Consider the following 18,987-nt stretch of genomic DNA (forward strand, 5'->3'; position numbering starts at 1 on the left):
TTCACGGTCGGACCATCGCTACTACCCCTGCACACGCATCCATGCGTCCCGGGAGCAAATATTCGATTCGGTCGCCTGCTTTAATGCGCTTTGCCCGCTTTAGCCACGCTTGTCGCAGCGGATGAAGCGGTAGGCACAGGCAGAAAGCGGTCCATACCTTCAGGCGCGCTCGTTCGACACGCCCCGCTCCGCGATACCTACAGCCGACCCTCGACCGCGCCACGAACCGGCGAGGAACGTCGCCCGTACACAGCCGCATCTCTGTCGGCAACCGGCTGACGCGGCAGCCCGGCAAACGCTTCCGGGACTGTGCCGTTCCTCCACCCCTCCGTGGAGTGCGACAGTGCTGTCCGACGTCAACGCAGCGTCTGGACCCGGTAAACAGGACCGGGTTCGGTGGCGTTCGCGTTCTCCACAACGGCGACCAGTCCCAGTGGGCCGGTCAGTGCCTCCAGTGCCGCCCGGGTACGCGCCTCATCCAGGCCGGCCTCCGCGGCGACCCGCCCCAGCCCGCCAGGCCCCTCCGCGCTGCTCTCCAGTCGAGACACCGCCCGGAACACCGCCGCCTGGTCACTCGACAGATTCGTCTCATCGTGGCTGATCTCACTCATCAGAGCTCCCCCGACCTGCTCTCCTCCCCCACTGCCCTGCCCGTCCCCACCTCCCCGTACACGCCCCAACGATCTTCTTCAAACAGGTCACCCACAAAAAGCCCCAGACCATCGCAGATGCGCGACGGCTTCGGAGTGAGCGCCAGCCGCGCCCTCGCCCCGCAGCCAACGCAACCGATCGAGCCGCGGCGGGCCGAGCCGCGAACCTCGGGACGGTCTGTGTCAGGCCGTCTCAGAGGGAGGTGCGCTGATCTCGCAGGTGCAGCTGGGCCGGATTCTCAGCTGCCGTCTGGTGTGAGCGCGGGGTCGGTGGTGACGGCCGACAGCGCGGACGGCGGTGTGAGGTGCCGAGAGCTTTTTCAACGTGGACATCGAGGTCCTTCCTCAAGCGGGGAAGGTTCGCGTGAGCCGGGTCGCGATGGTCGGGCCTTCCTCGGCCAGCCATGCTTCGGCGCGCGGCATGCGGTCCTTGACGCCTTGCCGCCACAAGCGGCGGAACACCGGATCGGCCTCGGCCGCCGCGCGGCTGGTCAGGTGGAAGCGGTGGACCATTCGTCTGGCCAGGGGGACGAGTTCGCGGCGCTGCCGGTCGGACATTCCGTAGGCGTCGGCGAACACCGCCACGCGGTGGGGGGTGTCGGCCTCGGTCAGGGCAGGGGCTCGGTCCTCGGGGTGCAGCAGTGGTGCCCACCAGTACAGGGCGTTGGCGATGTCATAGACCCGGGTGGTCGGCCGGGCCAGGTCGAAGTCGATGAAGGCGGCGGGCAGTCCGTGGCGGAAGACCACGTTGCCGGGGCAGTAGTCGCGGTGGCCGACCAGTTCGGCTTCGGTGTCGACCAGCGGGATGTCCCCGGTCCCGGGCAGCGTGGCCCAGACGGCGTCGTGGGGTGGCGTCCAGCCCTGCGCGGCGTCGTGGAGCCGCCGGATGAGACGGGCCAGGGCGGCAAGGACGTCCTCCCCGGTCGCCTCGGGTGGGAGCGGTTCGCGGGGCACGTCACCCGGCACGAAGGACAGCACTTCCCGGCCTCGTTCATCGGTCCCCAGAGGCTTGGGGACGGCTGAGAACCCTGCCTGGTGAAGGTGGGAGAGATAGGCGTGGATCGTGGCGGTGAAGGGTCTGACCGGTCGGCGGACGGTGTCGGCGACGCGGACGATGCCCGGAGTCACCCCGTCCCCCACCAGCGAGTCCTCCTCCGGCACTGCTCGATCACTGTGCATGCCGTTCCCCACGTCTTCCGGATGCTCGCTTCTCGTCGACGTTCCCGGCTCCGCTCCGGCTCCTCAAGGGCCGCTCGTTCACCGTTGTGGTGGGTTTGGGGTTGTTCTGGCCGGGCCTCTTCCTTGGGGAGAGGCCCGGCCAGGGTCGTGTCACAGGGTGAGCAGGGCCCTTACCGGCAGTTTGCCGTCGGCCAGTGGGCGCATCGCGAGGCGCATCAGGGCCAGTGCGTTGTCGTCCCCGGCGATGCGGTTGGCGCTCAGTTCACCGCATGTCACGCACTGGTGGATGAGCAGCCACTCGCCGTTGGAACGCACCGTCATGCTCAGCGCCGCCATCCGCCCGCCGCAGTCCGCCGCCCGGTCCCCCGGAACGCGCCGGTCGACGTGCCGGCTGGTCAGGCAGTGCGGGCAGTGGTTGCGGTGCGCGGTGCCCGGTGCGGCCAGGGGCACTTCGAGCCGGCAGCCGACGCACCGGAACGCGTCGCCGCCCTCCCCGCCGGGGCCGTGCAGGACGGACTTGCGCCGCTGGGGGCGTCGCCCGCCGTCGGGTGTTCTGCGTCGTGGCACGGTGGTCCTCCTTTCCGTTCGCGCCGGATCACAGATCCGCGAACACCTCGAGCGGGAAGGGGGGCTGGGCCAGCGGCCGGACGGCCATGCGCATGAGGATGAGCTGGTTGTCGTCGCGGCAGACGGGGCTGGAGGTCAGCTCGTCGCAGCGCGTGCACCGGTGGATGACCATCCAGTCGTCGTTGCGGAGCACGGCGATGGCGATGGGGGACATCCGCCCCCGGCACTCGGCGGGGCCGCCGCGCACGTGGTCCTCGACGTGCTGGGAGTGCAGGCAGCTCGGGCAGTGGTTGCGGACGTCGCCGTCCGGGCCGAGCCGGGTCACGGTCAGGCCGCAGCGCAGGCACTCGAAGGTGCCGGCGCGCGGGATCGCGCCGGTGCGGGCCGGGTCGGTGGAGGTCCTGCGGTGACGGGAGCCGTCGAGATCGTGGTCGGACACTCGGGTTCTCCTTGCTGGAACCGGAAGAAATGGCTGCAGAAGGAGGCCGAGCGGCCTCGGAAGGTGGCCTGGGGACGCCGGGCCGTCGTCGTTCGCGGAGCGCTACGGCGACAGGTCGGCGGGGCCGGGCGGCATCACGCTTGGCGAGGCGCGCTCGGCTCGGGCGAGGTCATAAACCAGCTTCTCTCTAGGGCGGCGGCCCGTTCGCATGGGTGGTCACGTTCGCCCGTGGTGGGCGATGTCGACACTAGGACATCCGCCGGGGCGGGCACCAACGGTTTTTCCGCCGGGCCGGGTTGCGCTCCTGAGCCCGCGCACCGCCTGGACGGGGCGTCAGTCCTCGGCGAGGAGGGTGGCGGGGTCGGTGTTGGCGCCGCAGAGCACGATCGCGATGTTCTCGTCGGGGTGCGGGGTGTAGCCGCCGTCTCCAGGGCTCAGCAGAGCGGCCAGGGCGGTGGCTCCGCCCGGTTCGGTGACGATGCGGTGTTCCTCCCACAGGGTCCGGCGGGCCCGGATGATGTCGTGGTCCCGGACCAGGACCGAACGCGTGTCGCCCCGCCGGGCGGCGTGCAGGGCCAGGCGGGTGGCGCGCCGCGCCCCGAGCGCGTCGGCGGCGACGCTGTCCACCGGGACGTCGACCACGTCCCCGGCCTCCAGGGCGGCGTGCAGCGCCCGGCAGCCCTCCGGTTCGACGGCGACGGCGCGGACGCCGTGGTGGTGGGCGGCGGTGGCGACCCCGGCGAACAGCCCGCCCCCGCCGACGGCGACCAGCACCGTGTCCAGTTCGGGGAGCTGGTCCCGGATCTCGTCCAGCAGCGTTCCCGCTCCCGCCGCCACGTGGGGGTCGTCGTAGGCGTGGCTGGTCAGCGCGCCGCTTTCGCGCGCGAACGCGGCGCAGGCCGACGCGGCGTCCGCGTACTCCCCCTCCACCAGCCGCACCTCGGCGCCGTAGGCCCTCAGCCGGGCGACCTTCACCGCGGGGGCGCTCGCCGGGAGGAACACCGTGGCCCGCACCCGGAGGGCCGCGGCCGCCCAGGCGCAGGCCAGGCCGGCGTTCCCGCCGGAGGCGATGGTGACGCCGGCCTCGGGCAGGCCGCCCTCCCGGCCGTGGGCGAGCAGGAAGTTCACCGCGCCCCGGGCCTTGAAGCTGCCGGTGTGCTGCATGTACTCCAGGGCCAGCCAGGTCCGGCCGCTCCCCTGAGTCCGGACGAAAGGCCCGTCCTCCATCGGCGCCACGGCGACGGGGCGCACGCGGCCCCGGATCCGTTCGGCGGCCGAACGGATGTCGGCGTAGCCGAGCGGGTCCACGGTCGCCCCGGCCGAAGGAACGAAGGTCACGTCCGCCTCCCCGCGCGTCCGCCGGTCACGCGACCGGCGCTGTTACAGCGTAACTTACACTGTTTCCCATGCCCCGACACTCGGCCGCCCTGGAACGGGCCACGCCCCAGGCCATCGCGCGCGCGGCGCTGGCGCTCATCGACGAGGAGGGTCCGCAGGCCCTGAACCTGCGGGCGCTGGCCCGGCGCCTGGGCGTCTCCCACACGACGATCCACCGCCGGTGCGGCTCGACGCTGGACGGGCTCATCGACCTGTGCACCGACCATCTCGCCGCCCGGCTGCCCGACATCGCGCCCGGGACCGACTGGGCGCGGGGCACCGAGGAGCGTTTCACCCGCCTGTACGAGCTGCTGGCGCGGCATCCCGGGCTCGTCACGCTGCGCGGCGCGCGTCCCTGGCTCAGCCCGACGCTGCTGGAGCGGCTCGTCGAACCGCAGGTCGCGGCGAACATCGCCGTCGGCATGGCGCCGGAGCGCGCCATGGCCGTCTACCGGCAGATGTACCTGTTCACCCTGGGCGCGGCCGACTTCGTGGACCACCGCGACCCGCGCGACGCCATGGCGACCTCCCGCCGCGCCCTGGCGGCCCTGGACCCCGACCGGTTCCCCGCGCTGACCGGGCACCTCGACGCGATGCTGCCGCCGCTGGCGGACCACGAGGTCCACCGCGACGGCCTGCGCGCCCTCATCCGGGCCGCCGACCCGCGGCGCGCCGCCTCCGGGTGAGGCGCCGTCAGGGCTTGCGCGCCACGCCGCAGAACGCGTCGACCTCGCGCGGCCGGTCCAGCTCGGGCAGGTCGGGCCGCCACAGCGGGGTGGACACCACGCCCGGCTCGACCAGGTCGAGCCCTTCGAAGTAACCGGCGATGAACTCGGGGGTGCGGGCGAAGTAGGGCAGCGCGCCCGCCTCGACGTACAGGCGGATGGCCTCGGCGCGCCCGGTCTCGTCCGCCGGGGACGCCTGCGCGCGTTCCAGGACGTCGGTGCCGTCGTTGACCACCAGCCAGCTTCCGGGGGCCAGCTCCGCCATCAGCGTCCGGACGATGCCCTGCGGGTCGTCGGCGTCGGGGACGTTGCCCATGACGCCCAGCAGCATCAGCGCGACCGGCTGGTCCAGGTCGAGCGTCCGGGCCGCCTGCTCCAGGATGGTGGCGGGGTCGCGCACGTCGGCGTCGACGTAGTCGGTGGCGCCCTCGGCCGTGCTGGTCAGCAGCGCGCGGGCGTGCGAGAGGACCAGGGGGTCGTTGTCGACGTAGACCACGCGGGTCCCGGGGGCGATGCGCTGGGCGACCTCGTGGGTGTTGTCGGCGGTGGGCAGGCCGGTGCCGATGTCGAGGATCTGCCGGATCCCCTGCTCGGCGACCAGGAAGTGCGTGACGCGGAGCAGGAAGGCGCGGGTGTGCCGGGCGATGTCGACGATCTCGGGGAACACCTCCATCACCTTGTCGCCGACCGAGCGGTCGATGGGGTAGTTCTCCTTGCCGCCCAGCCAGTGGTTCCAGATCCGCGCCTGGTGCGGACGCTGGGTGTCGATCGAAACGATGCTCGGGGTGTCCACGCCGAACCCTTCCCACAGGACGATCATTCGCGGTCCCCGAGTCTGACAGCTCCCCGGCCGCCACGACACTTCACCACAGAAGGAACGGCGCTCGCCGGGAGCCGCTTCCGGCCACGCCGCCCGCCTCCTTGACCGCGCCGCCGCCGGATGTGACGGTCGCCTCGTGGATGTGATCGGTGCGGGATACGGACGGACTGGCACGCTCTCCCTCAAGGCCGCCCTTGAGAGGCTCGGGTTCGGGCCGTGCCACCACATGAGCGAGATGCGGCGGCCCGGCCAGCTCGACGCCTGGCGCGCCAAGACCCGTGGTGAACCGGTCCCCTGGGAGACGCTGTTCTCGGGCTACCGGTCGTGTGTGGACTGGCCGTCGGCGGCCTACTGGCGCGAGACGGCCGAGCACTATCCGGACGCGAAGGTCGTGCTGAGCGTCCGCGACCCCGAGGGATGGGTGGCCAGCATGCGCGCCACCATCCTCGACCAGCACTCCCGCCAGGACTCCGCTCCCATGCGGCTCATGCTCCGGGCGTCGAGGACGCTGGGCACGGGCGTGGCCAAGTTCGTCGACATGACCTCGCGGATGCCCGAGATCCGCGACTTCCCCGGCCTCTCCGACGAGGAGCTGGTCGCGGCGTTCGAGCGGCACACGCGGGAGGTCGTCGCCGCGATCCCGCCGGAACGGCTGCTGGTCTTCGAGGTGCGGCAGGGGTGGGAGCCGCTGTGCGCCTTCCTCGACGTGCCCGTTCCGGACGAGCCGTTCCCGCGCGTCAACGACACCGCCGCCTTCAACGCGACCGCCCGCCGCATGATGTTGCGCCTCATGGTCCAGCGGTGAGCGGCCGTCTTCGATCCCGTGCTCGTGCGGGGGTCGGAGACGCCCTCGCCTGACGCGGCGTCCGTGGTCAGTCCCGGTGCGCCGTGCGGGCCGCGCCGTCCAGGAGGGCGAGGGCCGCGTCCCGGGCGTCGCCGGCGGCCCCGGGGGCCGCGAGGTGGTCGGCGACCACGGTCGCGCCCTCCAGGAGCAGGAGGAGCTGCCGTCCCAGCGCGGCGGGGTCCGCGGCCCCGGCCCGGTCGGCGATCGCGGTGAGCAGGTCCAGGTGGCGGCCGAGGTGGCGGGTGGCGATGCCGCTGGCCGGGACGGTGTGGCGCTGGGTGGCGGCGTTGACGATCGCGCAGCCGCGGAAGCCGGGCTCGCCGTACCAGCGGCCGAGGGCGTCGAAGACCGCGGCGAGCTGGGCCGCGGGCTCGTCGCCCGCGTCGGCGGCGGCCTGGGCCAGCCAGCGCGTGACGCGGTCGCTGCGGGCTTCGAGGACGGCGCGGACGAGCCCGTCCTTGGACCCGAAGTGGCGGTAGAGCGTCTCCTTGGAGACGCCCGCCTCGGCGCACAGCTCCGCTATGCCCACGCCGTCGAGCCCGCGCGCGTAGAGGATCCCCTCCGCGGTGCGGAGGATCGTCGCCCGGGTGCGGTCGGGGTCGAGGCTGCTGCCTTTGGGAACGGGCATACCGGAGATGGTACCGGGTGGTTCGATGTACTGCTAACGTTCACATCGAACCGGTCGGTTCTATCTTGAGGAGCACGCTGTGCCGGACCCGCTCGCCACCGATCCCGTCCACCCCGAAGGGCCCGCCGCCCGCACGGTGCCCGTCACCTTCCAGAGCGCGGGCACGACGCTGCTGGGCGTCCTGCACCTGCCGCCCGGCCCCGGCCCGCACCCCGTCGCGGTCCTGCTGCACGGCTTCCCGGGGCACGAACGCAACTTCGACCTCGCGCAGGCGGCGCGGCGGGCGGGCTACGCGGCGCTGGTGTTCCACTACCGCGGCTCCTGGGGGATGGGCGGCTCCTGGTCGTGGGCGCACGTGCTGGAGGACGCCGCCCACGTGGTCGCCCGCCTGCGCGAGCCCGGGACCGCCGGCGCCCACGCCCTCGACCCGGACCGGCTGGCCGTCGTCGGCCACAGCCTGGGCGGTTTCGCCGCCCTGATGACCGCGGCCTCCGACCCCGGCGTGACCGCGGTCGGCTCGGTGGCCGGTTTCGACCTCGGGACGGCCGCCGCCGCCTGCCGGGCCGACCCGACCGTGCGGGCCGCCTACCTCCAGGACTGGGCGGGCGAGCTGCTCCCCCTGCACGGCACCAGCGCGCAGGCGCTGGTCGCGGAGATGGAGGCGGCCGGGGACTCGTGGAGCCTGGCCCGCCTCGCGCCCCGGCTGGCCACCCGTCCCGTGCTGCTGGTCGGCACCGGCCGCGACCCGGTCACCCCCGCCGACACCCACCACCGGCCCCTGGTGGAGTCCTACCGCGCCCACCCCGTCCCGGGTCTCGAACACCATGTCCTCGACACCGACCACGCCCTGTCCGACCACCGGGTCGCCCTGGCCCGCACGGTGATCGACTTCCTCGACCGGCACCTGAAGGGCGCCCCCCGGTGAGCCCCTCCCCCGCCGGGACCGTCAACCCCCCGTCCCGCCACGCGTCGGGGCACCACTGGACGGCTGTCCGGCTCGCCCTGGGAACCGCGTCGGCCCTGGGGATCTCCCGCTTCGCCTACGGCCTGCTCCTGCCCGCCATGCAGGAGGACCTGCGCTGGACGCTGGCCGAGGCCGGCGGGATGGGCACGGCCAACGGGCTCGGCTACCTGCTCGGCGCGCTGGCGACCGCGGCGATCGTCCGCCGCCGGGGCACCGCCACCGCCTTCCGCGCGGGGATGGTGCTCACGGCCGTGTCGCTGGCCGCCACCGTCGTCAGCGACGCCTACGCGGCGCTGCTGGCCGCGCGGGTCCTCGCCGGGGCGACCGGAGCGGTCGTGTTCGTCAGCGGCGGGGTGATCGCCTCGCGTATCGCCGCCCGCGCCGGCTCCGGCCTGCCCATCACCGTGTACTTCGCCGGGACGGGGCTGGGAATCGTGCTCAGCGGCGCGGCCATCCCGGCGCTGGGCGAGCACTGGCGCCCGGCCTGGCTCGGCCTGGCCGTCGCCGCCGCGCTGGCGACCGCGGTGAGCTGGACCGCGGCGAGCACCGAGGACGACGCGCGGGACGCGGGCCCCGGCCGCGCCCGGATGCGGCCCCTGTGGAGACCGGCCCTCGCCTACCTGCTGTTCGCCACCGGGTACATCACCTACATCACGTTCCTGTCCGCCTACCTGGCCTACCGGAACGCCTCCCTCGGGCAGGTGGTGCTCACCTGGACGGTGCTGGGCCTCGCGGTCATGGCGGCGCCCGCGCTGTGGAGCCGGCCGACCGCCCGATGGCCCGGCACGCGGGCCCTCACGACCCTGCTCGCCGTCCTGGGCGGTGGATCAGCGCTGGCGCTGGCCGCGCCCACGCCGCCGGTCATCCTGCTGTCCGCGCTGGTCTACGGGGCGACGTTCATGGGCGTCCCCGCCGCCGTCACCGCCCTCATCAAGACCCGCACCGCCCCCGCCGACTGGACCGCCACGCTGGCGGCGTTCACCACGGTGTTCGCCGCCGGGCAGACGGCCGGGCCCTGGATCGCGGGCCTGGTCGCCGACCGCACCTCCACCGAGGCCGCCCTCGCCTGGACCGCGATCCTGTGCCTCGCGGCGGCCCTGATCGCCGCCGGACACCGCGAGCGCCCCGCACCACGGCGGCCATGACCCCCCTCCCCCGGACAACGACCGAAGAGAACAGGAAGACGAACGATGGCGAACTTCGTGCTCATCCCCGGGATGTGCCACGGCGGCTGGTGCTTCGAGGAGCTCAGCGGGCGGTTGCGCGCCCAAGGCCACACCGTCCACCCGCTGACGCTCACTGGACTCAGCGAACGCAGCCACCTGCTGCCCGGCGCGGTCAACCTCGACACCCACATCCAGGACGTCACCGCCGTGCTGGAGGCGGAGAACCTACGCGACGCGGTGCTGGTCGGCCACAGCTACGGAGGCATGGTGATCACCGGCGCCGCCGACCGCGCGCCCGACCGCGTCGCCTCCCTGGTGTACCTGGACGCCGTCGTGCCCCAGCACGGCGACTCCTGCTGGATCCTGGTCACGGAACAGGAGCGGAAGTGGTACACCGACGTGGTGGACACCGGCTACGCGGTACGGCCGCTGCCGTTCTTCGACCCGCGCGCCACCCCTCATCCGCTCGCCTCGCTGCTCCAGCCGCTCCGGCTGACGGGCGACCTCTCGCACCTCCGGCGCAGGGTCTACGTGTACGCGACGGGATGGGACGGCCCGTCCCCGTTCACCTCCGTCTACCAGCGGCTGCGAGAGAACCCCGCCTGGAGCACGCACGCCCTGGCCGGAGGCCACAACCTCATGCGCGACGCGCCCCAGGACCTGGCCCGGATCCTGCTGGAGGTCGCCGAACCCCGTTGATCATGGGTCGGGATCCCCGGCCCGCTTCCTTTACGTTGTAGATCACTAAGTGGACGTCCGTCACCCGCGCGTCCGGGCACGACCACGCCCCGGACCCGTTCGCCGAATCGACGTCCCAGATCATGAACCGTTCCCCATCGGCCGCCATCTCACCGAAGAAGAGGGTGGCCACGGACGGGTCCCGACCGATTCGGCGGTCGGCGTACGGCGGTCATCTCGGACGCGCGGGAAGCGGGCCGGCGGGAAGAACAGCGCCCCCGGCTCCCCGCCCTCCACACATGACCATCGGGCCGGGCGATCCGGGGACGACGGCATCACGGAGCCCACCGGGTCCGGCCCACCGCTGCGCGGCAGAAGGGACCACCGCGAAATGGCCGAACTCGACAAGGACCGGCCCGTCGACCAGAACGGGCACGGTCCGGCGCCCGACCCGAGGACGGAGGACCGCGGGCCCCGGCGGTCCCGGCGGGCCGCGGTCGGCAGGACGCTCCTCCTCTACTGGGTGCCGCCGCTCCTCGTCGCCGTGCTCCTGATCGCGCTGGACCTCCTGGGCCACGACGTCCTGGCGGTGCTGCCCGACGTCGACATGCCCGACTGGCTGTGGACCGTGATCAGGGTGCTGGTGGTCGTCGCGGCCGGGGCCGGCACCTACTCCATATACGAGGACATGCGCGGCCGGGGCACCGAGAAGAGGACGGACGACGCCTCCGGCTCCGATGAGCAGACCGTCAGGGCCGTGGCGGCCGACCGCAAGCAGGGCATGACCCTGGACGAGGTCGCGCGGTGGGTCCAGGACGCGTCCAGCGCCCGGCTGCCCGGCGACACGGTCGTCAAGGTCGACACCACCTGGCGGGAGACCATCCGCGAGCTCACCGCCGACTCCCCTCGCGGCACCGCCGAGTGACACGGCGGGGGAACCGGTCGTCGGTAGCCTGCCGTCATGGACGACAAGCCGGGTGGATACGACGAACGAACCCTGATCGCCGACGGCTTCGGACGCGTGCACGTCGAGCTCGACCGGAACGACGGGCCGTTCAAGGGTCTCGCCGATGTCGACGGTGTGCCGCACTACTTCGAACGCCTGGGCTTCGACGCCCTTGAGGACCCCTACGCCGTCTGGCCCGCGGGCGAGGAGGCGGTGGCGATGGAACGCGAGCAGTGGTCGATCTACATCAGATGGCTGCGCCGTCATGAGGCGGGAGAGGCCGACCACGACAGCCACCCGGGCACCGGAGGCGTCGACGCGCGGTACGACGAACTGGAATCGCTGCTGGCGCCCCACCGCCGGGCGCCGGCGGACGCGCGACGGCTCATGGCCAGATGGCGGTTCGACGACGGTGACGAGCGCTACCGGTTCGACGGCATCGACCAGTGGGTCCGGTGGGATCCGGTCGGGTGAGGCGGTGCCGGAGGCCGGTGCGCGGCCCGGCGTTCAGGACGCCTTGCGCCAGCCCTCCTGGCAGGCCGCCATGAAGGCCCGGCGGCCGGCGGGGAACTTCCCGCCCTCCTTGACGCCCTGCTCGTAGGACGTGGCGCAGAAGTTCGGGGGCGGGTCGTCGCCCATGGTCGCGCGCATGCCCGCGGCCATCTCGACCATGGTGCGGAACGTGTAGCGCTTGCCCTCCGGATCGATCATCACGATCTCCCGGCTGTCGCTGATCTCCGGCTTGGTGGGCCTGGGCCGGGGCGAGGCGGTGGAGGTGCCGGTGGTCGCCGTGGTCGTCGGCGGCGCCGTCGCGGCGGCCGTCCCCGGCGCGGACGCGCTCGTCGACGGCGCGGCCGGGCCGCCCTTGGGCCCGTCCTCGCCACCGCCGCAGGCCGCCGAGCCGAGGAGGAGGGCGCCGAGGGCCGCCACGATCGCGGTCTTGGAGGTCACGTCGGCTCCAGGGGGCAGATAGCGGTCATCGGGGTCGGACCCTAACAGAACCCCTCCCGGGCCATCGCGGGGAGACGTACTCGGCAACCCCTGGGAACTCGGGAGGCGGGCCGGGCACCGCTCACACGGGGCGTGCCAGGATCCAGCCGCCCTCCTCGTCGAGGAAGCGGTCCAGCGCCAGTCCGGACTCCCCCAGGACGGCGGGCAGCTCCTCGTCGCCGAACCGGCGGGACGTGAACGAATGCGTCCACCGGCGGCCGTCCAGGCGGTACTCGATCGTGGCGGACACGACGTCCTCGCTGTGGCGCACGACGTCGTACATCCGGAACCGTCCCCCGCCGCTCGACCACTCGCGCGGACCCGCGTCCCGGTGGAACGCGGGCGGCTGCCGCTGCACGATGACGACGCCGTCCGGTGCGACGTGCCGCCGGCACGCGTCCAGCAGCGGCCGCCGCTCCCCGCCGTACTCGATGATGTACGACATCAGCAGCACCCCGTCGAACGCGCGCCCCAGGTCCAGGTCCTGGATGGGCGAGCACACCGTCTCCGCGCCGCTGATCCGCGCCAGCATCCCGGCCGACGCGTCCACCGCCACCACCGGATGCCCGAGGGCCAGCAGCGGGTGGGTGACCCGGCCGGCGCCCGCGCCGAGCTCCAGGATCGTCCCGCCCGGCCCCACCGCCCCGTGCACGAGCGCCGCGCTCTCCTCGTCGGGCGGAACCGCGGCGTAGTACTCGACCGCCGATCCGTCGGGAGCGATCTCCCCCGGCCCGGTGCCGTGCATGTCCCTCACCGTCCCCGCGCGTGTGCCGGAACGCTCATGCTCAGCGATCCGGGAGGCCCTGTCCAGGCCGACGGCGCTCCCGCAGGACGGCAGAGGTCCCGGCGGGTGGAACCGGGCCTCTCCCCCACGGATGCGCCTAGGGGCACGCCTGCCGGGCCGCCGGGAGGTCGAGCGCCTTGCGGATGGAGCTGAGTCCGAGACGCTTGGTGCGCGCGCAGAACTTCTTCAGCGGCAGCTCGTACTCGGCGTGGAACACCGGCTTGCCCGCTTTGATGAACGGCTTCAGCGCGTCGCACTCGTCGTACTGCGCGCACTGCTCGTTCACCGCGAAGTCCATGACGCCCACCAGCTGGGGGATCTGGTCCAGGTCGTTCTTCAGCCCGATGGCCAGCCCGCGCCTGTGCGCCTCCTCGGCCAGCATCCGGTTGAACGCCAGCTGGTGCGCGGCGGTCAGCGGGAACCCGGTGTCGTGCTTGTAGCCGTCCATCCAGTCGGGCTCGACCCCGTCGAACCCCTTCTTCTTGCACTGGTCCAGCCGCGCCGCCCAGACCGGCCGCACGACGTCGATCCGCCGGATGTCGACCCAGCGCTCGTCCTCCCAGCCCTGCACCTTCTTGCCGAGGACGTTCTTGGGGAACCGCTTGAAGTCCGGCCGCCACGTCTCGGCCGACCCGATCGCGGTGTAGCAGATGACCTTCCGCCCCGCCCGGTGCAGCGTGGCGACGGTCTTGGCGGAGGTCTCGAACAGGTCCACGTCGTACACGGCGGCGCGAACGGACGTGTCGACCTTCCCGCTGAGCTGCCACTGCCACGACACCCCGGCCTTCGGACGCCACCACGACCCCGCCTGGGCCTGCTGCCCCGCGGGCGCCCGCCCGTTGGACGGGAGTGCCGTCACGTTCGCGCTGCATGCCACGGCCGTCAGCGCCACCGCGCCGAGCCAGCCCGCCAAAAAGATCTTCACATCGCCCCATCCTGCCCGGTTCGCCGGGAACGAGAGGAGGTTTTCCGGCATCTTCCGACCCGCAAGGGGGGCGGACAAGGGGAACACCCCGAACAGAATCGTCGTCTCGACGGTCCGTTCGCGGATCACGTGAAACGCAGAAGAGGCTGGGTGTGGGCCCGACGCCCCGCCTTGCCCGGCGGCGGACATGTGAAGGAAGTGGCGGCGGGAACGCCCCCGGTGGAGAGCATCAGGTCGGCCGCGGCGGCGAGACGGTCGGCGCGGCCGCCCGGCAGCGCGTCGGGACCGGCCAGGTATTCGGTGTAGGCCTCGAACTGGGCGGTGCCGCACAGGGTGAGCGCGAGCGTGTGCGGCTCGGCCCCCGGCGGCAGCTCTCCGGCCTTCCGGCACTCCCTCAGGTAGCGGGCGATGTCGTCCAGCGCCACGTGCGGGCCGGAGCCGCGATCGCGGTTGGCGCGCTGGTAGGCGGCGAACAGTTCCTGGTCGGCGGCCAGGGCGGCGACCAGCGGTAATGCCGCCGCGTAGAAGGCGATGCCTGACACCGAGTCCATCCGGGCCGCCCGCCGTCACCGAAAGACGTCGCCCGCTCCCCCGCGAGTGTGAGTGGTGCGGCACGCGGGTGTCCCACACCGGGCGAAGAGCGCGCCCGCGGCGGCGGATGCCCGTCGGCTCTCCGGCTCAGCGGCGCGGGTCGTGCGTCAGGGCGTAGGACCGGCCGATCAGGTCGGCCATCGCCCGCTGGAAATCGAGGCGCCGCTGCTCGCTCCAGCCTTCGGTCAGCCGGTCGAAGACCTGCTCCTGCCGGTCATGCGCGCGCTCCAACATCGCCCACCCGGACGGGGTGACCGTCATCTGGCGTCGGCGACCGTCCGTCGCGCTCTTGACCAGGCGGGACGCCCCGCTCTGGTCGATTCCGATCTCGTGGGCGACGGCGTTGACCGTCGCGGCGATCCCGCGTTGGGTCAGGGAGTGCACGGCCTCGGTGACCAGGACGAGCCGCCCCCGCTCGGCGACGTCGTGGTCTGCGGCCGACGCCCTGCGCGACCAGTGCCGGACGAACGCGAACAGGAGCCGGCCCGGTCCCGCCCCGCTCTGAGGTCGGGCAGCCGGAGGGCGACGGACGCCTTCGCACCGGTCACCCGGAACACCGTGGCCACGCGGGTGGAAGCCTCGCCCACCGACCGGACGCCGGGGTCGGGGCACCAGCCTGATCCCTGAGCGCTCCGCCCAGCCCGCGAACCGCTCGGGCGTGACCGGGCCCAGGATGACGATCGGATCGGCGACCGCCTTCGCCGACCGCTCCAGGTCACCATCGTTCACGCTCGCGTGCCACTCGTTGATGGCCGCTTCCAACGCTGCGCTCATGGCGCGAGTCCATGCGAAACACATCTATCCCCGTTTCGCACAACGGGACCCGCGAGTGCCGGAAAGACCGGAGCCGGTCAGCGCGTTGCCGCGATCGTTTGAATGATCGACGCTCTGGTGGACGTGGTACGCCGGCCGAACGGAGCGCTCATGGGTGTCAGGTCATCGGTTCGAACCCGTGGACTCACGCGCACCGCCCTGGCGGCGGCGGTCGCGGCGGCGTCGCTGGCGGCCACGGCGTCCGTGGCGCCGGCCGGCGCGGCGCCCGCCGATCCCCCCAACGTGCCGAGGCCCGTCGACCCCGGTCAGGTGACCGATTTCGCGATGTTCACCGAGGACGACAACACCAGGATCGCCGAGCACGCCAAGGCCCTCATCCAGGCCGCGCCGAGCGGTGCGCACATCCGGCTTCCGCTGTACTACTTCACCCAGGACATCATCGTGGAGGCCCTCAGGTCGGCCCGCGGCCGTGGCGTCAAGGTCCAGGTCGTCATCAACGGCAGCGAGATCGGAATGCCGGAGTACAAGGCCCTGACGGAGGCGTTCGAGCCCTATCCCGGCGGGGCGAAGATCAAGCTGGATGTGAGGACCTGTGGTCAGCGGGTGACGGACCCCGGGGGCGGTTTCCCGACCCAGAGCGGCCGTTACATCTCCGATCGCGGGTGCGTCGCCGACCGTCAGCGCGGTGAGCAGTACTCGCGCATGCACAACAAGTTCATGACGATCGACAAGGTCCAGTTGGTGGGGGGAGGCGTCGCGCAGCACGTCGTCTACGTGGCGTCGGCCAACCTCCACGAGTGGACCTCGTACGAGAGCGCCGTCACGCTGCGGGACGCCGGGCTGTTCGACGTCTACAGCAAGTACTTCGACGACATGTACGACCTCGCCACGTCGACCGGGGACAACGACTACGGCAAGAACCACACGCCGTCCGGCGGGAAGTACCAGGTCTTCACGTTCCCGCGCAGGGAGGCCGACGGCCAGGACTTCAAGAGCGTGTCCAGGGACCCGGTCGTGACGAACCTGAAGGCGGCCAAGTGCTCCCCCGACACCACCGGCGACGTCATCAACGTGGCGAACGCCAGGTTCGCCCGGGAGACGGTCGCGGACGCGCTGATCGCCGCGGGCCGGCGCGGCTGCACGGTCCGGGTGATCACCGGTGACACCAGGTACGAGGACGAGGAGGAGAACGAGGTCACCTACGAGGCGGTCAAGAGGCTCGCGACCAGCCCGCACATCACCGGTGGCGTCAGGGTCTGCGGGCCGGAGAACGGGATCGCGTGGATGCACGAGAAGTTCACGCAGATCAGCGAGGGCACGTCGGCCGGCCTCTACGTGGGCAGCCACAACTTCACCTACCAGGCGCTGCGGCAGCAGGACGAGAACATCCTCCGCCTGATCGGCTCCCCGCTGTACGCGCGCTACACCGACCGCTTCGAGAAGCTCCACGCCTACTGCCCGCCGGTGCGCGTGACCCCCGGTTCCCCTTCGGGGTCGGGTGTCAACGCGGTCGAGGAGGTCCAGTAGCGGCCCCGCCCGCGAACGCCGCCGTTCCCCGCCGTCGCCTCACCCGGCGGGGAGGTCGGTCAGTTCCTTGCGGACCTCGGCCGCCTGGATGTCCTCGCCGATCTGGAGGTAGCCGTCGAGGGCCGTCTGGAAGGCCCGGCGGGCCTCGTCGAGGCGTCCCAGGCGGCGCAGCGCGTCGCCCAGCATCTGGGCGACGACGGGGACCCCGGAGACGATGCCCTGGTCGCGCAGCGGGGGGATGGCCTGGGCGTAGTGGTCGGCCGCCTCGTCCCAGCGGCCCAGGGCGGCGTAGTCCTCGCCGACGCGGCGCAGCGTGAGGCCGAGGCTGAACTCCCGGACGTCGGGTGAGCCGCCGTAGCCGGGGGCCCGCAGCGCGGCCAGGAGCGTCAGGTGGTGCTGGAGCGCCTCGTCGGGGCGGCCGAGGTTGCGCAGGGCGTCGCCGAGGACGTTCACGGCCTGCGGGTAGCCCTCCTTGTCGTCGATCGACGCGAAGATCTCGGCGGCCTGACGGGTGTGGACGGCGACCTGTTCCCAGTCGCCCAGGTCGCGGGTGGCGTAGGAGGCGTAGACCAGCGCCCACGCCTCCTGGGCGCGGTCGCGGACGGCGCGGGCCAGTTCCAGGGCCTCCAGGGCGTGGGCCAGGCCGTCGCGGGGGCGGCCCTCGGCGGTGGAGGCGGTCCAGGACAGGTAGTTCAGGTGGGTGGCCTCGGCGCGGGTGTCGCCCAGGGCGCGGGCGGCGGAGCGGGCCAGGCCGAACACCTCCGACCAGCGGCCCCAGTGGATCCAGCGGTCGGAGAACCAGTGCATGGCCTCGGCGGTGTCGATCACCTGCCGGTGGCGTCCGGCCGCGGCGGCCGCGTGCAGGGCGGGCAGCCAGTGGATGCTCTCGGTCTCCAGCCACGCCTGCGCCTCGGCGGGGGTGTCCAGCGCGACGAGGCGGTCGGGGTCGGCGGGCGGGGCGCCGTAGCCGGGCTCGAACCAGCGTCCGGCGGTGACGGCGGTGTCCAGCAGCCAGTTCTCCAGCTTGTCCCGGGCCGCCCGGTGCGCCTGCGGGGTCTCCTCGGCCAGCAGGCGGTCGCGGGCGAACAGGCGCACCAGGTCGTGCAGGCGGTAGCGGGCCGGGTAGGGCGACTGCAACAGGCCGAGTTCGACGAGCTCGTCGAGGGCGTCCTCGCTGACCTGGGTGTCGCCGCAGGTGAGGACGGCGGCCGGGGCCGCGTCGAAGTGCGGGCCGGGGATCAGCGCCAGGCGGCGGAACGTCAGGCGCGCCTCGTCGGAGAGCTGCCGGTAGGACAGCATGAACGCGGTGGCGATGTGCAGGTCCCCGGCCGACAGCGCCTGGAGGCGCCGTTCCTCGTCGGCGAGCCGGTCGGCCATGTGCCCGGCGGTCCAGGAGGGGCGGCTGAGCAGCCGGGTGGCGACGATCCGCAGGGCCAGCGGCAGGTTGCCGCACAGGCGGGCGATCTGGTCCAGCTCGGCGTCGGCGGCGGGCCGCACCGCGGTGATGATCCGCTGGAGCAGGCCGACGGCCTCGGCCGGTGACAGTTCGGCGAGCGGGAGGTGGTGGACGCCCTCCAGCCCGGCCAGCGTCCGGCGGCTGGTGACCACGACCATGCCGGGCCCGTCGGCGGGCAGCAGCGGGCGCACCTGGGCCTCGTCGGCGGCGTTGTCCAGGATGATCAGTGTGCGGAGGTCCCGCATCAGCGCCCGGTAGTGCCCGGCGCGCTCGTGCGGGTCCTGCGGGACGTGCCGGTCGGCGACGCCCAGGCCGCGCAGGAGGCGGGCCAGCGCGTCGGCGGGGGTGAGCGGGGACTCGTCCATGCCGCGCAGGTCGACGAACAGGCGGCCGTCGGGGAAGGCGTCGGCCAGCCGCTCGGCGGCCCTGAGGGCCAGGGCGGTCTTGCCGAGGCCGGGGCCGCCGGAGACCGCGACGGTCACCGTCGGGCCCGGGTCGGCGGCCGACTCCGCCAGGCGGGACAGCGCGGCCAGCTCGTCGGCCCGTCCGGTGAAGTCGCGCACGCCGCGGGGCAGCTCGTTCAGGGGCGCGCGCGAACGTTGGCGGCGGCCGGTCCGGACGGCGTCCTCCAGCGCGCGCCGCTCCTCGGGGGACAGCCCGAGGGCGTCGGCGAGCGCGGCCACGGTGCGGCGCTGGGGCGCGCGGCTGCGGCCGCGTTCCATGTCGCCGATCGCCCGGACGCTGACGCCGGAGGCGTCCGACAGCTCCTCGATCGTCAGGGCGGCGGCGTGCCGGTGGCTCCGCAGCAGCGCACCGAACGTGGCCGGTCCCCCCATGCCGTCTTCCCTCACACCCCGCCCCGCGGCCGGCTCCCCGGCCGGTCTTCTCCCCCAGTTCTACCGTGACCACTCGGGGGCGGGAGCCGTGATGACCTGCCGCGTTGGTCACACTCGGGCG

21 protein-coding genes are annotated in these 18,987 nt (G+C 73.0%); 8 read left to right on the forward strand and 13 right to left on the reverse strand.

Going from position 1 to position 18,987, the window contains the following annotated elements; translation table 11 throughout:
• Nucleotides 1-356: 356 nt before the first annotated feature.
• From AKI01S_RS13570 to AKI01S_RS13590, 5 genes are all read right to left on the reverse strand, one after another.
• Nucleotides 357-611 (reverse strand): hypothetical protein, encoded by a 255-nt coding sequence (locus tag AKI01S_RS13570; protein WP_067816039.1) that lies wholly within the window; start codon nucleotides 609-611, stop codon nucleotides 357-359.
• Nucleotides 612-995: 384 nt separating this feature from the next.
• Nucleotides 996-1,829, reverse strand: coding sequence for a phosphotransferase enzyme family protein (locus tag AKI01S_RS13575; protein WP_067816042.1), 834 nt, complete (start codon nucleotides 1,827-1,829; stop codon nucleotides 996-998).
• A 150-nt stretch (nucleotides 1,830-1,979) separates the two neighbouring features.
• A complete protein-coding gene (locus AKI01S_RS13580; RefSeq protein ID WP_083999511.1) occupies nucleotides 1,980-2,396 on the reverse strand; it encodes an RNHCP domain-containing protein in 417 nt (138 codons plus the stop codon).
• 28 nt (nucleotides 2,397-2,424) lie between these two features.
• Nucleotides 2,425-2,835, reverse strand: a complete 411-nt coding sequence (locus AKI01S_RS13585; protein ID WP_157419823.1) for an RNHCP domain-containing protein — start codon at nucleotides 2,833-2,835, stop codon at nucleotides 2,425-2,427.
• Between the two features lie 333 nt (nucleotides 2,836-3,168).
• Nucleotides 3,169-4,173, reverse strand: a complete 1,005-nt coding sequence (locus AKI01S_RS13590) for a serine/threonine dehydratase (protein WP_245681611.1) — start codon at nucleotides 4,171-4,173, stop codon at nucleotides 3,169-3,171.
• 68 nt (nucleotides 4,174-4,241) lie between these two features.
• Between AKI01S_RS13590 and AKI01S_RS13595 the strand changes: the two genes are divergently transcribed.
• Complete coding sequence (locus AKI01S_RS13595; RefSeq protein ID WP_067816047.1) at nucleotides 4,242-4,898, forward strand: TetR/AcrR family transcriptional regulator; 657 nt, start codon at nucleotides 4,242-4,244, stop codon at nucleotides 4,896-4,898.
• A gap of 7 nt (nucleotides 4,899-4,905) precedes the next feature.
• Here AKI01S_RS13595 and AKI01S_RS13600 read toward each other — a convergent pair whose 3' ends face one another.
• On the reverse strand, nucleotides 4,906-5,757 hold the full coding sequence (locus tag AKI01S_RS13600) for an SAM-dependent methyltransferase (RefSeq protein WP_067816050.1): 852 nt from the start codon (nucleotides 5,755-5,757) through the stop codon (nucleotides 4,906-4,908).
• A 142-nt stretch (nucleotides 5,758-5,899) separates the two neighbouring features.
• On the opposite strand from AKI01S_RS13600, the gene AKI01S_RS13605 reads away from it, so the two are divergent.
• Nucleotides 5,900-6,562: a sulfotransferase family protein gene (locus AKI01S_RS13605; protein ID WP_245681613.1), complete on the forward strand. Its 663-nt coding sequence runs from the start codon at nucleotides 5,900-5,902 to the stop codon at nucleotides 6,560-6,562.
• 67 nt (nucleotides 6,563-6,629) lie between these two features.
• On the opposite strand, the gene AKI01S_RS13610 is transcribed toward AKI01S_RS13605, so the two are convergent.
• Nucleotides 6,630-7,229, reverse strand: a complete 600-nt coding sequence (locus AKI01S_RS13610) for a TetR/AcrR family transcriptional regulator (protein ID WP_067816055.1) — start codon at nucleotides 7,227-7,229, stop codon at nucleotides 6,630-6,632.
• A 79-nt stretch (nucleotides 7,230-7,308) separates the two neighbouring features.
• On the opposite strand from AKI01S_RS13610, the gene AKI01S_RS13615 reads away from it, so the two are divergent.
• From AKI01S_RS13615 to AKI01S_RS13635, 5 genes are all read left to right on the forward strand, one after another.
• Nucleotides 7,309-8,154, forward strand: a complete 846-nt coding sequence (locus AKI01S_RS13615; protein ID WP_067816057.1) for an alpha/beta hydrolase family protein — start codon at nucleotides 7,309-7,311, stop codon at nucleotides 8,152-8,154.
• Nucleotides 8,151-9,338, forward strand: coding sequence for a YbfB/YjiJ family MFS transporter (locus AKI01S_RS50470; protein ID WP_157419824.1), 1,188 nt, complete (start codon nucleotides 8,151-8,153; stop codon nucleotides 9,336-9,338). The genes AKI01S_RS13615 and AKI01S_RS50470 overlap by 4 nt, the downstream gene beginning before the upstream one ends.
• A 45-nt stretch (nucleotides 9,339-9,383) precedes the next feature.
• Nucleotides 9,384-10,058, forward strand: a complete 675-nt coding sequence (locus tag AKI01S_RS50475; RefSeq protein ID WP_067816060.1) for an alpha/beta fold hydrolase — start codon at nucleotides 9,384-9,386, stop codon at nucleotides 10,056-10,058.
• A gap of 370 nt (nucleotides 10,059-10,428) precedes the next feature.
• Complete coding sequence (locus AKI01S_RS13630) at nucleotides 10,429-10,962, forward strand: hypothetical protein (protein WP_067816063.1); 534 nt, start codon at nucleotides 10,429-10,431, stop codon at nucleotides 10,960-10,962.
• A 36-nt stretch (nucleotides 10,963-10,998) separates the two neighbouring features.
• Nucleotides 10,999-11,457 (forward strand): hypothetical protein, encoded by a 459-nt coding sequence (locus AKI01S_RS13635; protein WP_067816065.1) that lies wholly within the window; start codon nucleotides 10,999-11,001, stop codon nucleotides 11,455-11,457.
• A 33-nt stretch (nucleotides 11,458-11,490) separates the two neighbouring features.
• Here AKI01S_RS13635 and AKI01S_RS13640 read toward each other — a convergent pair whose 3' ends face one another.
• The 5 genes from AKI01S_RS13640 to AKI01S_RS53390 form a co-directional block, all read right to left on the reverse strand.
• Nucleotides 11,491-11,934 (reverse strand): hypothetical protein, encoded by a 444-nt coding sequence (locus tag AKI01S_RS13640; RefSeq protein WP_067816068.1) that lies wholly within the window; start codon nucleotides 11,932-11,934, stop codon nucleotides 11,491-11,493.
• Between the two features lie 121 nt (nucleotides 11,935-12,055).
• The gene (locus tag AKI01S_RS13645) at nucleotides 12,056-12,718 is read right to left on the reverse strand and encodes a class I SAM-dependent methyltransferase (protein WP_083999513.1); all 663 of its coding nucleotides are present in this window, start codon (nucleotides 12,716-12,718) and stop codon (nucleotides 12,056-12,058) included.
• Nucleotides 12,719-12,854: 136 nt separating this feature from the next.
• Nucleotides 12,855-13,682 carry an endo alpha-1,4 polygalactosaminidase gene (locus AKI01S_RS13650; RefSeq protein ID WP_067816074.1) on the reverse strand — a complete coding sequence of 276 codons (828 nt, stop codon included), beginning with the start codon at nucleotides 13,680-13,682 and terminating at the stop codon, nucleotides 12,855-12,857.
• Between the two features lie 125 nt (nucleotides 13,683-13,807).
• Nucleotides 13,808-14,233 (reverse strand): hypothetical protein, encoded by a 426-nt coding sequence (locus AKI01S_RS13655; protein WP_067816077.1) that lies wholly within the window; start codon nucleotides 14,231-14,233, stop codon nucleotides 13,808-13,810.
• Between the two features lie 127 nt (nucleotides 14,234-14,360).
• The gene (locus AKI01S_RS53390; RefSeq protein WP_245681612.1) at nucleotides 14,361-15,047 is read right to left on the reverse strand and encodes a MarR family winged helix-turn-helix transcriptional regulator; all 687 of its coding nucleotides are present in this window, start codon (nucleotides 15,045-15,047) and stop codon (nucleotides 14,361-14,363) included.
• A gap of 309 nt (nucleotides 15,048-15,356) precedes the next feature.
• Here AKI01S_RS53390 and AKI01S_RS13665 point away from each other — a divergent pair, with 309 nt between their 5' ends.
• On the forward strand, nucleotides 15,357-16,574 hold the full coding sequence (locus tag AKI01S_RS13665; RefSeq protein ID WP_169813957.1) for a phospholipase D-like domain-containing protein: 1,218 nt from the start codon (nucleotides 15,357-15,359) through the stop codon (nucleotides 16,572-16,574).
• A gap of 39 nt (nucleotides 16,575-16,613) precedes the next feature.
• On the opposite strand, the gene AKI01S_RS13670 is transcribed toward AKI01S_RS13665, so the two are convergent.
• Nucleotides 16,614-18,866, reverse strand: coding sequence for an ATP-binding protein (locus tag AKI01S_RS13670; RefSeq protein ID WP_067816083.1), 2,253 nt, complete (start codon nucleotides 18,864-18,866; stop codon nucleotides 16,614-16,616).
• Nucleotides 18,867-18,987 lie beyond the last annotated feature (121 nt).

The sequence above is a fragment of the Actinomadura kijaniata NBRC 14229 genome, from assembly GCF_001552175.1.
In the GTDB taxonomy this organism is placed as follows: Bacteria; Actinomycetota; Actinomycetes; order Streptosporangiales; family Streptosporangiaceae; genus Spirillospora; species Spirillospora kijaniata.

What these genes read in the sequence shown, in the direction of transcription:
- AKI01S_RS13570 (WP_067816039.1), bottom strand. Translation starts at nt 611, where the DNA reads ATGAGTGAGATCAGCCACGATGAGACGAATCTGTCGAGTGACCAGGCG.
- AKI01S_RS13575 (WP_067816042.1), bottom strand. Translation starts at nt 1,829, where the DNA reads ATGCACAGTGATCGAGCAGTGCCGGAGGAGGACTCGCTGGTGGGGGAC.
- AKI01S_RS13595 (WP_067816047.1), top strand. Translation starts at nt 4,242, where the DNA reads ATGCCCCGACACTCGGCCGCCCTGGAACGGGCCACGCCCCAGGCCATC.
- AKI01S_RS13600 (WP_067816050.1), bottom strand. Translation starts at nt 5,757, where the DNA reads ATGATCGTCCTGTGGGAAGGGTTCGGCGTGGACACCCCGAGCATCGTT.
- AKI01S_RS13610 (WP_067816055.1), bottom strand. Translation starts at nt 7,229, where the DNA reads ATGCCCGTTCCCAAAGGCAGCAGCCTCGACCCCGACCGCACCCGGGCG.
- AKI01S_RS50475 (WP_067816060.1), top strand. Translation starts at nt 9,384, where the DNA reads ATGGCGAACTTCGTGCTCATCCCCGGGATGTGCCACGGCGGCTGGTGC.
- AKI01S_RS13630 (WP_067816063.1), top strand. Translation starts at nt 10,429, where the DNA reads ATGGCCGAACTCGACAAGGACCGGCCCGTCGACCAGAACGGGCACGGT.
- AKI01S_RS13635 (WP_067816065.1), top strand. Translation starts at nt 10,999, where the DNA reads ATGGACGACAAGCCGGGTGGATACGACGAACGAACCCTGATCGCCGAC.
- AKI01S_RS13645 (WP_083999513.1), bottom strand. Translation starts at nt 12,718, where the DNA reads ATGCACGGCACCGGGCCGGGGGAGATCGCTCCCGACGGATCGGCGGTC.
- AKI01S_RS13655 (WP_067816077.1), bottom strand. Translation starts at nt 14,233, where the DNA reads ATGGACTCGGTGTCAGGCATCGCCTTCTACGCGGCGGCATTACCGCTG.
- AKI01S_RS53390 (WP_245681612.1), bottom strand. Translation starts at nt 15,047, where the DNA reads ATGAGCGCAGCGTTGGAAGCGGCCATCAACGAGTGGCACGCGAGCGTG.
- AKI01S_RS13670 (WP_067816083.1), bottom strand. Translation starts at nt 18,866, where the DNA reads ATGGGGGGACCGGCCACGTTCGGTGCGCTGCTGCGGAGCCACCGGCAC.